The sequence below is a fragment of the Streptomyces sp. NBC_00322 genome, assembly GCF_036147535.1.
GTDB lineage: Bacteria > Actinomycetota > Actinomycetes > Streptomycetales > Streptomycetaceae > Streptomyces.
The window spans coordinates 2,608,082-2,621,076 of sequence record NZ_CP108019.1 but is presented as its reverse complement, the minus strand read 5'-3'; the positions used below and the strand labels follow the sequence as shown (position 1 = coordinate 2,621,076).

The 12,995-nt window shown below is 65.6% G+C and carries 3 protein-coding genes, 1 tRNA gene and 2 rRNA genes; 5 read left to right on the top strand and 1 reads right to left on the bottom strand.

The annotated features are described in order from the left end of the window. Window positions 1-19: 19 nt before the first annotated feature. The 3 genes from OG905_RS11725 to OG905_RS11715 all read left to right on the top strand — a co-directional run bounded on the left by OG905_RS11725 (window position 20) and on the right by OG905_RS11715 (window position 3,606). Window positions 20-3,144: ribosomal RNA gene (locus tag OG905_RS11725) — 23S ribosomal RNA — on the top strand. 95 nt (window positions 3,145-3,239) lie between these two features. Further along, window positions 3,240-3,356: ribosomal RNA gene (gene rrf, locus OG905_RS11720) — 5S ribosomal RNA — on the top strand. A gap of 177 nt (window positions 3,357-3,533) precedes the next feature. Further along, window positions 3,534-3,606: transfer RNA gene (locus tag OG905_RS11715), tRNA-Thr, on the top strand. A gap of 46 nt (window positions 3,607-3,652) precedes the next feature. Here the strand turns inward: OG905_RS11715 and OG905_RS11710 are convergent. Then, on the bottom strand, window positions 3,653-6,307 hold the full coding sequence (locus OG905_RS11710; protein ID WP_328667674.1) for a SpoIIE family protein phosphatase: 2,655 nt from the start codon (window positions 6,305-6,307) through the stop codon (window positions 3,653-3,655). A 269-nt stretch (window positions 6,308-6,576) separates the two neighbouring features. Here OG905_RS11710 and OG905_RS11705 point away from each other — a divergent pair, with 269 nt between their 5' ends. Further along, on the top strand, window positions 6,577-12,060 hold the full coding sequence (locus OG905_RS11705) for a HAMP domain-containing protein (protein ID WP_328667673.1): 5,484 nt from the start codon (window positions 6,577-6,579) through the stop codon (window positions 12,058-12,060). A 244-nt stretch (window positions 12,061-12,304) separates the two neighbouring features. After that, complete coding sequence (locus tag OG905_RS11700; protein ID WP_266489058.1) at window positions 12,305-12,985, top strand: response regulator; 681 nt, start codon at window positions 12,305-12,307, stop codon at window positions 12,983-12,985. Window positions 12,986-12,995 lie beyond the last annotated feature (10 nt).

Sequence of the window (12,995 nt, the reverse complement as noted above, 5' to 3'; positions counted from 1 at the left end):
AGTGGACGCGAGCATCTGTGGCCAAGTTTTTAAGGGCGCACGGTGGATGCCTTGGCACCAGGAACCGATGAAGGACGTGGGAGGCCACGATAGTCCCCGGGGAGCCGTCAACCAGGCTTTGATCCGGGGGTTTCCGAATGGGGAAACCCGGCAGTCGTCATGGGCTGTCACCCGCTGCTGAACACATAGGCAGTGTGGAGGGAACGAGGGGAAGTGAAACATCTCAGTACCCTCAGGAAGAGAAAACAACCGTGATTCCGGGAGTAGTGGCGAGCGAAACCGGATGAGGCCAAACCGTATGCGTGTGATACCCGGCAGGGGTTGCGCGTACGGGGTTGTGGGATCTCTTTGTCATCGTCTGCCGGCGATGAGACGAGTCAGAAACCGTTGATGTAGGCGAAGGACATGCGAAAGGTCCGGCGTAGAGGGTAAGACCCCCGTAGCTGAAACATCAGCGGCTCGTTTAAGAGACACCCAAGTAGCACGGGGCCCGAGAAATCCCGTGTGAATCTGGCGGGACCACCCGTTAAGCCTAAATATTCCCTGGTGACCGATAGCGGATAGTACCGTGAGGGAATGGTGAAAAGTACCGCGGGAGCGGAGTGAAATAGTACCTGAAACCGTGTGCCTACAAGCCGTGGGAGCGTCGCGCGCAGAGTTTACTCTGTGCGTCGTGACTGCGTGCCTTTTGAAGAATGAGCCTGCGAGTTTGCGGTGTGTTGCGAGGTTAACCCGTGTGGGGAAGCCGTAGCGAAAGCGAGTCCGAACAGGGCGGTTTAGTAGCGCGCTCAAGACCCGAAGCGGAGTGATCTAGCCATGGGCAGGTTGAAGCGGAGGTAAGACTTCGTGGAGGACCGAACCCACCAGGGTTGAAAACCTGGGGGATGACCTGTGGTTAGGGGTGAAAGGCCAATCAAACTCCGTGATAGCTGGTTCTCCCCGAAATGCATTTAGGTGCAGCGTCGTGTGTTTCTTGCCGGAGGTAGAGCACTGGATAGGCGATGGGCCCTACCGGGTTACTGACCTTAGCCAAACTCCGAATGCCGGTAAGTGAGAGCGCGGCAGTGAGACTGTGGGGGATAAGCTCCATGGTCGAGAGGGAAACAGCCCAGAGCATCGACTAAGGCCCCTAAGCGTACGCTAAGTGGGAAAGGATGTGGAGTCGCAGAGACAACCAGGAGGTTGGCTTAGAAGCAGCCACCCTTGAAAGAGTGCGTAATAGCTCACTGGTCAAGTGATTCCGCGCCGACAATGTAGCGGGGCTCAAGCGTACCGCCGAAGTCGTGTCATTCGTACATATATCCCCAACGGGAGTACGGATGGGTAGGGGAGCGTCGTGTGCCGGGTGAAGCCGCCGCGTAAGCGAGTGGTGGACGGTTCACGAGTGAGAATGCAGGCATGAGTAGCGATACACACGTGAGAAACGTGTGCGCCGATTGACTAAGGGTTCCTGGGTCAAGCTGATCTGCCCAGGGTAAGTCGGGACCTAAGGCGAGGCCGACAGGCGTAGTCGATGGACAACCGGTTGATATTCCGGTACCCGCTTTGAAACGCCCAGTATCGAGCCCATTAATGCTAAGGCCGTGAAGCCGCCCCGGAGCCTTCGGGCAAAGGGGAGTGGTGGAGCCGCCGAACCGAGGTGGTAGTAGGTAAGCGATGGGGTGACGCAGGAAGGTAGTCCAGCCCGGGCGGTGGTTGTCCCGGGGTAAGGGTGTAGGCCGTGTGATAGGCAAATCCGTCACACATTGAGGCTGAGACCTGATGCCGAGCCGATTGTGGTGAAGTGGATGATCCTATGCTGTCGAGAAAAGCCTCTAGCGAGTTTCATGGCGGCCCGTACCCTAAACCGACTCAGGTGGTCAGGTAGAGAATACCGAGGCGTTCGGGTGAACTATGGTTAAGGAACTCGGCAAAATGCCCCCGTAACTTCGGGAGAAGGGGGGCCATCACTGGTGATCTGTCTTGCACAGTGAGCTGGGGGTGGCCGCAGAGACCAGCGAGAAGCGACTGTTTACTAAAAACACAGGTCCGTGCGAAGCCGTAAGGCGATGTATACGGACTGACGCCTGCCCGGTGCTGGAACGTTAAGGGGACCGGTTAGTCACATTTCGGTGTGGCGAAGCTGAGAACTTAAGCGCCAGTAAACGGCGGTGGTAACTATAACCATCCTAAGGTAGCGAAATTCCTTGTCGGGTAAGTTCCGACCTGCACGAATGGCGTAACGACTTCTCGACTGTCTCAACCATAGGCCCGGTGAAATTGCACTACGAGTAAAGATGCTCGTTTCGCGCAGCAGGACGGAAAGACCCCGGGACCTTTACTACAGTTTGATATTGGTGTTCGGTTCGGCTTGTGTAGGATAGGTGGGAGACTGTGAAGCTTGGACGCCAGTTCAGGTGGAGTCGTCGTTGAAATACCACTCTGGTCGTGCTGGATGTCTAACCTGGGTCCGTGATCCGGATCAGGGACAGTGTCTGATGGGTAGTTTAACTGGGGCGGTTGCCTCCCAAAGGGTAACGGAGGCGCCCAAAGGTTCCCTCAGCCTGGTTGGCAATCAGGTGTTGAGTGTAAGTGCACAAGGGAGCTTGACTGTGAGACCGACGGGTCGAGCAGGGACGAAAGTCGGGACTAGTGATCCGGCGGTGGCTTGTGGAAGCGCCGTCGCTCAACGGATAAAAGGTACCCCGGGGATAACAGGCTGATCTTCCCCAAGAGTCCATATCGACGGGATGGTTTGGCACCTCGATGTCGGCTCGTCGCATCCTGGGGCTGGAGTCGGTCCCAAGGGTTGGGCTGTTCGCCCATTAAAGCGGTACGCGAGCTGGGTTTAGAACGTCGTGAGACAGTTCGGTCCCTATCCGCTGTGCGCGTAGGAGTCTTGAGAAGGGCTGTCCCTAGTACGAGAGGACCGGGACGGACGAACCTCTGGTGTGCCAGTTGTCCTGCCAAGGGCATGGCTGGTTGGCTACGTTCGGAAAGGATAACCGCTGAAAGCATCTAAGCGGGAAGCCTGCTTCGAGATGAGGACTCCCACCCCCTTTGAGGGGTTAAGGCTCCCAGTAGACGACTGGGTTGATAGGCCAGATGTGGAAGCCCCGCAAGGGGTGGAGCTGACTGGTACTAATAGGCCGAGGGCTTGTCCTCAGTTGCTCGCGTCCACTGTGTCAGTTCTGAAGTAACGAACTGTCGAGTCCCCCACGGTCACAGGGGGGATTCCGGAATCGATATCTTCACAGTGTTTCGGTGGTCATTGCGTTAGGGAAACGCCCGGTTACATTCCGAACCCGGAAGCTAAGCCTTTCAGCGCCGATGGTACTGCAGGGGGGACCCTGTGGGAGAGTAGGACGCCGCCGAACAATTTTTAGCCTCAACCCCCGGACTCTGTCCGGGGGTTGAGGCATTTTTGCGTTCAGGGTGCTGACGCCGGCGTCCACGTGGACCTGAGCTCGTGGACCAAGGTGCGGACCGGAGGTGGTGGTTCAAAGCAGCCGTCTGTTCGGTGTACGATCTATCTCGTTGCCGCCGCGCAGCACGCCCCAATAGCTCAGTCGGTAGAGCGTCTCCATGGTAAGGAGAAGGTCTACGGTTCGATTCCGTATTGGGGCTCGTACAGACGAAGGCCCTCGCCAACTGGCGGGGGCCTTCGGCGTGTTCAGGACCTGTGGGGCTCCGGGACGCGCATCGCCAGGATCGCCATGTCGTCGGATGCGGGCTCGGCGGCGAAGCGTTCTACCGCGCGCAGGACGCGGGAGGCGACCGCGCCCGCGGTGAGGCCCGTGCAGTTGGTGAGGACGTCGATGAGGCCGTCGTCGCCCAGCATGCGGGTGCCCTCGCGGCGTTCGGTGACGCCGTCCGTGACGCAGAGCAGTACGTCGCCCGGGTCGAGGGTCACCATCTGCTCGTACAGCTCCAGGTCGTCCATGACGCCGAGGAGGGGCTGGGGTTCGGCTGCCGCTTCGACGCTGCCGTCCTGGCGCAGGCGCAGCGGGAGCGGGTGGCCGGCGCAGACGACCTTGAGGATCGCGCTGCCGTCCTCCTGCGGCCACAACTCGCCATAGAGGAGGGTGAGGAAGCGGCTGCGGGCTCCCTCGTCGAGGATCGCGGCGTTCAGCCGCTCCAGGACCGCGGGGCCTCCGAAGCCCTCCCGGGCGAGCAGACGCAGGGCGTGGCGGGCAAGGCCGGTGACGGCCGCGGCTTCCGGGCCCGTACCGCAGACGTCGCCGATGGCGAAGCCGTAGGCGCCGTCGCGGATCGGGAAGAGATCGTAGAAGTCACCGCCGACTTCGTTGCCTTCGCCGGCCGCCCGGTAGATGACTTCGACCTCCACGCCGGGGACATGGGGGAGTTCCGGCGGGAGGAGGCTGCGCTGGAGGGACTGGCTGATGGCCACGCGCTCGGAGTACAGGCGGGCGTTGTCGAGGGCGAGGGCCGCTCGGCGGGAGAGGTCTTCGGCGAGTTCCAGGATCTCCTGGCGGAAGTGGTCGTCCGAGGGCTTGCCGAGGGTCAGCATGCCGATGACGCGGTTGCGGGCGACGAGCGGCAGGACGACTGTCTCGCCGCCGACCGCGGCGGCCGTGGCGAGGGTGGCGCCGATGCCGGAGGAGACCGGTGGGCTCGAGCCCAGGCCGAGTTCGCGCCGGGAGGTGCGCAGGGCGGCCCGGTGGGCGGCGTCGGCCGGCGCGGTCCACACGCGGGCGCCGGGGGTCGTCACCGGGTCGGGCGGGTCGATCTTGGAGAGGAGGGCCTTGAGGCCGTCGATCCTCTCCTCGTCCTCATGGAGTACGAAGCTGAGATACGGCTCGGAGGCCTGGTCGGCGATCGTGTAGACGGCGCACCAGGTGGCGAGCGTGGGAACCGTCATCTGGGCCATCAGGGCCAGGGTCTGGTCGCGGTCGAGTGTTCCTGCGAGCAGGTCGGAGGCCTCGACGAGGAAGGAGAGGGAGCCGCGGCGCAGCCGTTCCAGTTCGCCGAGGCGTGCCGATTCGACGGCCAGGGCGATGCGGTCGGCGGCGAACTGGAGGCGCAGGGCCTCCTCGTTGGAGTAGCGGCCCGCGGATTCGGCGGCGACGCCGAGGGAGCCGGTGAGGCGGCCCTCGACCTTGAGCGGGACGGTGACGACCGAGCGCATGCCGGTGGAGTTGAGGAGCGGGACGGCGCCGGGGACGGCGGTGAGGTCCTCGTGGACGGCGGGCATACGGGCGGAGCCGTAGCGTCCGGTGCCGGCTTCGACGGGGACACGGGCGAACCGCTGGCGGGCCGAGGGCAGTCCGGTGGTGGCCCGTACCTCCAACTCGGTCTCGTCGTCGGTGGCGAGCAGCAGGAAGGCGGCGTCGCCGTCGAGCATGTCGCGGGCGCGTTCGACGGTGCGCTGGAGGAGGCCGTCGAGGTCGTCGGGTGCGGGGGAGCCGATGAAGATCTCGAAGGGGTCGGTGGTGCGCCTCTCGGCGCCGGTTTCGGTCACGGGGGCGCGCTGCGGGGTCTGCAGGATGGCGCGTTCGTCGTCGCGTACGAGAAGGCAGACGGTGGAGGGCTCGCCGTTCGCGTCCCGCACGCGAAGGTGCGATGCGTAGACGGGGACGACGCGGCCGTCGGTGCCGCGGATGCCGTAACTGCCTTCCCAGCGTGAGAGTCGCAGCGCGTCGGCGATGCCGGTGCCGATACCGGGCGTGTGCGGCCAGGCGGCGACGTCGGTGAGGGGCTTGCCGATGACCTGGTCGGGCGGGTAGCCGAAGAGGTGCTCCGCGTCCTCGTTCCAGACGGAGATCGAGCCGGAGCGGTCGATCTGGAAGACGGCGACGCGTACGCGTTCGTCGGCGACCGGGAGCAGGGCGACGGGCAGTACGGGGCCGGCGGAGCGGGTGCCCACCGGGCGCTGGGGGAGGTCGAGTTGGAACCACACCTGCTTGTGGGTGGGGGTGTACTCGACGCCCCAGCGGGAGGCCAGGGCCGCGCACAGGAGCAGGCCGCGGCCGTTCTCGCGGTCGGGGCTGACGATGATCCGGCCGCTGCCCTGGAGTGGGATCTCCCGTTCCGGGTAGCGGTCGCCGACTTCGACGCGTACGCCGTCGTCCGTGCGCATACACAGGACGTCGGCGGCGGTGCCCGCATGCACGACGGCGTTGGTGACGAGCTCGCTGGTGAGGACGACCGCGTCGTCCACGACGTCGGAGTACCCCCACCCCTGGAGTGTGTCGCGGACAAAGGCGCGGGCGGTCGCGACGGACCGCCCGACAGGGTCGAAGGTGGCAGCCGCCCGCGCGGTGATCACAGAACTCCTCGTACGCGTTTCGACGCCCGGCTCTGCCATGATGCGGCCTGCCCCTCCCGGTGCCCGGTGCTAGTACTCGCCCCACACCACCCCCGCCGGGCGGACCGGGGCGGTTGGACAGCCGGATGCCAGGTTACTTACCTTCGCTGTCCGAGCGGATGCCGGTCGAGACTGTTTCCGCCTACCGGGGGCGGGGACGCTATGCGAAGCTGCCGAACTGTTATGGCCTGGTTCGGCCATGGTGAAACACTGGGCAGGCTTCCGGAGACAGCCCGGGCAGTACGGTCAACCCCTGCGGGAGGGACACGGTGGAGTCTGGCGTGGCGGCGCGTGCCAACAACACGCGCGCAAAAGGCGGACGGTCCCGGAACAATGGGACAACCGAAGTCGATTCGGCGGCCCTGAACAGGCTGCTGGCGGCTCTGGTGTCGATGAGGGACGGGAACTTCCGTCGGCGCCTGACGGTGTCCGGCGACGGCGTGATGGCCGAGATCGCCGCCGTTTTCAACGAGGTGGCGGAGCGGAATCTGCACCTTACGGGTGAGCTCGCACGCGTACGCAGGATGGTCGGGCGCGAGGGGAAGCTGACCGAGCGGCTGGAGACAGGGGCCTGTGAGGGCTCCTGGGCGGCCGCCATCGACGCCTCGAACGCGCTGGTGGACGATCTGGCGCGTCCGGTGTCCGAGGTGGGGCGGGTCCTCTCGGCGGTCGCCGAGGGCGACCTGGAGCAGCGTATGGAGCTGCGCTCGCACGCCCCGGACGGCACGGACGGGTCCGTACGGCCGCTGCGCGGCGAATTCCTGAAGGTCGCCCGTACCGTCAACAACCTGGTGGACCAGCTGTCGGCGTTCACCGACGAGGTGACGCGGGTGGCGCTGGAGGTCGGTACCGAGGGCAAGCTCGGCGGCCAGGCACAGGTGCGCGGTATGTCCGGTTCGTGGAAAGACCTCACGGATTCGGTCAACACCATGGCGTACCGGCTGACCGCTCAGGTGCGTGACATTGCTCTCGTCACCACGGCCGTGGCCAAGGGCGATCTGTCGCGGAAGGTCACTGTCCATGTGGCCGGCGAGATGCTTCAGCTGAAGAACACCGTCAACACGATGGTCGACCAGCTGTCCTCTTTCTCCTCCGAGGTCACCCGGGTGGCCCGGGAGGTCGGCACTGAGGGCGAACTCGGCGGCCAGGCCACCGTGCCCGGTGTGGCGGGTGTGTGGAAGGACCTCACCGATTCGGTGAACACCATGGCCGGCAATCTGACCTCGCAGGTGCGCGGCATCGCCGAGGTCACGACCGCCGTCGCCAATGGTGATCTGTCGCAGAAGGTCACGGTGAGCGCGCGGGGTGAGGTGGCCCAGCTCGCCGAGACCATCAATCAGATGACCGAGACGCTGCGTACGTTCGCGGACGAGGTCACCCGGGTGGCGAGCGAGGTCGGGGCCGAGGGTCTGCTCGGCGGGCAGGCGCAGGTGCCGGGAGCAGCCGGGACGTGGAAGGACCTCACCGACTCGGTGAACACCGTCTTCCGCAATCTGACCACCCAGGTGCGGGACATCGCCCAGGTGACAACGGCGGTCGCGAACGGTGATCTGTCGCAGAAGGTCACGGTCGATGTCGCGGGCGAGATGCTGGAGCTGAAGAACACCGTCAACACGATGGTGGACCAGCTCTCGGCCTTCGGTTCCGAAGTGACGCGAGTGGCCCGGGAGGTCGGCGTCGAGGGCCGCCTCGGCGGGCAGGCCGGAGTGCCGGGCGCGGCAGGCACCTGGAAGGACCTCACGGACTCGGTGAACACCGCGTTCCGTAACCTCACCGGCCAGGTGCGGGACATCGCCCAGGTGACGACCGCGGTCGCCAATGGTGATCTGTCGCAGAAGGTCACGGTCAATGTCGCGGGCGAGATGCTGGAGCTGAAGAACACCGTCAACACGATGGTGTCGCAGCTGTCCTCGTTCGCCGACCAGGTCACGCGGATGGCGCGGGACGTGGGCACGGAGGGCATCCTGGGTGGCCAGGCGCGGGTCGACGGCGTCAGCGGTACCTGGAAGGAACTGACCGACTCCGTCAACTTCATGGCGGGGAACCTGACTTCGCAGGTGCGGCAGATCGCTCAGGTGACGACAGCGGTGGCCCGCGGTGACCTGTCGCAGAAGATCGACGTGGATGCCCGGGGCGAGATCCTGGAGCTGAAGAACACCATCAACACGATGGTCGACCAGCTCTCGGCCTTCGCCGAGCAGGTGACCCGGGTGGCGCGGGACGTGGGCACGGAGGGCCGTCTCGGCGGCCAGGCGCAGGTGCCGGGCGTCGCCGGTGTATGGCGTGATCTGACCGACTCGGTGAACGGAATGGCCGAGAACCTCACCGGTCAGGTCCGTAACATCGCGCAGGTCGCCACCGCGGTGGCCCGCGGTGACCTGTCGCAGAAGATCGACGTGGATGCCCGGGGCGAGATCCTGGAGCTGAAGAACACCCTCAACACGATGGTCGACCAGCTCTCGAACTTCGCCGAGCAGGTCACGCGGGTGGCCCGCGAGGTGGGCACCGAGGGCATCCTGGGCGGCCAGGCCGAAGTGCAGGGTGTCTCGGGCACCTGGAAGGACCTCACCCAGTCCGTCAACTTCATGGCGAACAACCTGACTTCACAGGTGCGCAATATCGCCGAAGTGACCACGGCGGTCGCCAAGGGCGACCTGTCGAAGAAGATCACCGTCGACGCCAAGGGCGAGATCCTCGAACTGGTGACGACGGTCAACACGATGGTGGACCAGCTGCTGGATTTCGCCGACGAGGTGACCAGGGTCGCCCGTGAGGTGGGTACGGAAGGTGTCCTGGGCGGTCAGGCGCGGGTGCGCGGCGTCACCGGCATCTGGAAGGACCTCAGCGACAACGTCAACCTGATGGCCAACAACCTGACCAATCAGGTGCGTAACATCGCCCGCGTCTCCGCGGCGGTCGCCAACGGTGATCTGACCAAGAAGGTGACGGTCGAGGCGCGCGGCGAGGTCGCCGAGCTGGCCGAGACCGTCAACACGATGGTGACGACGCTGTCCTCGTTCGCCGACGAGGTGACCCGAGTGGCCCGCGAGGTGGGCACCGAGGGCGAACTGGGCGGCCAGGCCCATGTGCCGGGCGTCTCCGGTACGTGGAAGGACCTCACCGAGTCCGTGAACTCGATGGCGTCCAACCTGACCGGCCAGGTGCGCCAGATCGCCACGGTCACCACCGCCATCGCCAAGGGCGACCTCACCCGGAAGATCGACATCGATGCCCGGGGCGAGATCCTGGAGCTGAAGACCACCATCAACACGATGGTCGACCAGCTGTCCTCGTTCGCCGGAGAGGTGACCCGCGTGGCCCGCGAGGTGGGCACGGACGGGCAGTTGGGCGGTCAGGCCAGGGTCCGGGACGTCGACGGCACCTGGCGCGACCTCACCGAGTCGGTGAACGAGATGGCCGGGAACCTGACCCGCCAGGTGCGCGCGATCGCGGCCGTGGCGACCGCGGTGACCCGCGGCGATCTGAACCTCAAGATCGACGTGGACGCGGCCGGCGAGATCCAGGTCCTGCAGGACAACATCAACACGATGATCGCGAACCTCCGCGACACCACCCTCGCCAACGAGGAACAGGACTGGCTGAAGGGCAACCTGGCTCGTATCTCCGGTCTGATGCAGGGCCGCCGCGACCTCGACGACGTGGCCTCGCTGATCATGAGCGAGCTCACGCCGGTCGTCTCGGCGCAGCACGGCGCGTTCTTCCTGGCGATGCCGACGGGCGGCGGCGCGGATGTGCCGGGGGGCGGGGAGCTGTCGTACGAGCTGTGCATGCGCGGCAGTTACGGCTACTCCGCCGGTCTGATGCCGACCTCGTTCCGTCCCGGCGAGACGCTCATCGGCACCGCGGCCGAGGAGAAGCGGACCATCCAGGTCAATGTGCCGCCGGGCTATCTGAAGATCTCCTCGGGGCTCGGGGAGGCCTCTCCGGCGTATGTGATCGTGCTTCCGGTGCTCTTCGAGGGGAAGGTCCTGGGAGTGATCGAGCTGGCGTCGTTCCAGCCCTTCACTCAGATCCAGCGGGACTTCCTCAACCAGATCGCCGAGATGATCGCGACGAGCGTCAACACCATCAGCGTCAATACGAAGACCGAGGTGCTGCTCAAGCAGTCGCAGGAGCTGACCGAGCAGCTGCGTGAGCGCTCGGCGGAGCTGGAGAACCGGCAGAAGGCGCTGCAGGCCTCCAACGCCGAGCTGGAGGAGAAGGCCGAGCTGCTGGCGCAGCAGAACCGCGACATCGAGGTGAAGAACACCGAGATCGAAGAGGCGCGGCAGGTGCTGGAGGAGCGGGCCGAGCAGCTCGCGGTCTCGATGCGCTACAAGTCGGAGTTTCTGGCGAACATGTCGCACGAGCTGCGTACGCCGCTCAACTCCCTGCTGATCCTGGCCAAGTTGCTCGCGGACAACGCCGAGGGCAATCTCTCGCCGAAGCAGGTGGAGTTCGCCGAGACGATCCATGGCGCGGGGTCCGATCTGCTGCAGCTGATCAACGACATCCTCGATCTGTCGAAGGTCGAGGCGGGCAAGATGGACGTCAGCCCGACTCGTATCGCACTGGTGCAGCTCGTCGACTATGTGGAGGCGACGTTCCGGCCGCTGACCGCGGAGAAGGGTCTCGACTTCTCCGTACGGGTGTCGCCGGAGCTGCCCGCGACGCTGCACACCGACGAGCAGCGACTGCTGCAGGTGCTGCGAAACCTCCTGTCCAATGCGGTGAAGTTCACCGACAGCGGCGCGGTTGAGCTGGTGATCCGGCCGGCGAGCGCCGATGTGCCGCAGTCGATCCGCGAGCAGCTGCTGGAGGCGGGCTCGCTGCGGGACGCGGACGCCGATCTGATCGCCTTCTCCGTCACGGACACCGGGATCGGGATCGCGGCCGGCAAGATGCGGGTGATCTTCGAGGCGTTCAAGCAGGCGGACGGCACGACCAGCCGCAAGTACGGCGGCACCGGCCTGGGTCTGTCGATCAGCCGGGAGATCGCGCGGCTGCTCGGCGGTGAGATCCACGCGGCGAGCGAACCGGGCCGCGGCTCGACATTCACTCTCTACTTGCCCCTTCACCCGAGCGAACTGCCGCCGCAGGGCTACCCGCAGCTCGCCCCCGGCGCCGCCGATCCGCTGCGCGGCAGCGCCGATGACGGTGGGGAGGACTTCATCCCGCAGGGGCACCAGGAGCCGACGGGGCCCTTGGACGCCCACGCGGGTCCGGCGGCCCTGTTCCGGCGCCGGCGCAACGCTCTCGGCTCCGTGGACCAGCGGCACGCCCTGCCCGGGCGCCAGGGCACGGCGCCCGGCTCGGAGCAGTGGGCCGCGGCGAACGGCAGCCAGGAGGCGCCGGAGGCGAGGCGCACCTTCGTGTTCGACAGCGAGAAGGTGCTCATCGTCGACGACGACATCCGCAATGTCTTCGCCCTCACCAGCGTGCTGGAGCAGCACGGCCTGTCGGTGCTGTACGCGGAGAACGGCCGGGAGGGCATCGAAGTCCTGGAGCAGCATGACGATGTGACGGTCGTACTGATGGACATCATGATGCCGGAAATGGACGGGTACGCCACGACGACGGCGATCCGCAGGATGCCGCAGTTCGCCGGTCTGCCGATCATCGCGCTGACCGCGAAGGCGATGAAGGGCGACCGCGAGAAGGCCATCGAGTCCGGCGCTTCCGACTATGTCACCAAGCCGGTTGATCCGGACCATTTGCTCTCGGTGATGGAGCAATGGATGCGCGGGGAGTGAGCGATCCCTGCCCGGATCGCCGCGAGTTGCTGACTGACTGTGGCCGAAGGCGTGTGAGACGGCGGTATTCGGGGAACCTTCTGGTCTCCCGCTACGTTTCTGCTACGTGCACAGTGACATCACGGTGACAGGGTGTGGCGACAGGCGGGGTGCGGCTACCATGACCGGCACAAGGACGGGCGACGCAAGGGAGTCGTCCCCTGGGGCGGCGCCCGGTGCACTTCCGGGGCGAGGAGGACGGGCCATGGTGCAGAAGGCCAAGATCCTCCTGGTCGATGACCGGCCGGAGAATCTGCTCGCGCTGGAGGCGATCCTCTCCGCGCTCGATCAGACACTGGTGCGGGCATCGTCAGGGGAGGAAGCGCTCAAGGCGCTGCTGACGGACGACTTCGCGGTCATTCTGCTGGATGTCCAGATGCCCGGCATGGACGGATTCGAGACGGCCGCGCACATCAAGCGGCGGGAGCGGACCCGGGACATCCCGATCATCTTCCTCACCGCGATCAACCACGGCCCGCACCACACCTTCCGGGGTTACGCCGCAGGTGCGGTCGACTACATCTCCAAGCCCTTCGACCCGTGGGTACTGCGCGCGAAGGTCTCGGTCTTCGTCGAGCTGTACATGAAGAACTGCCAACTGCGTGAGCAGGCCGCGCTGCTGCGCCTCCAGCTGGAGGGCGGCGGACACCCGGCGGGGAACAGCAAGGAGCCCGCGGGGCTGCTCGCCGAGCTTTCCGCACGGCTCGCGGCAGTTGAGGAACAGGCCGAAGCGCTGTCCAAGCAGCTCGACGACGACTCGGCCGATGCCGCCGCCGTCGCCACCGCAGCCCATCTCGAACGCAAACTCACGGGTTTGCGCCGGGCGCTCGACGCGCTGGAGCCGGGCGCCGGCGGTGGTACGCCGACGCTGCCCTCGCAGAACTGAACCGGCACCG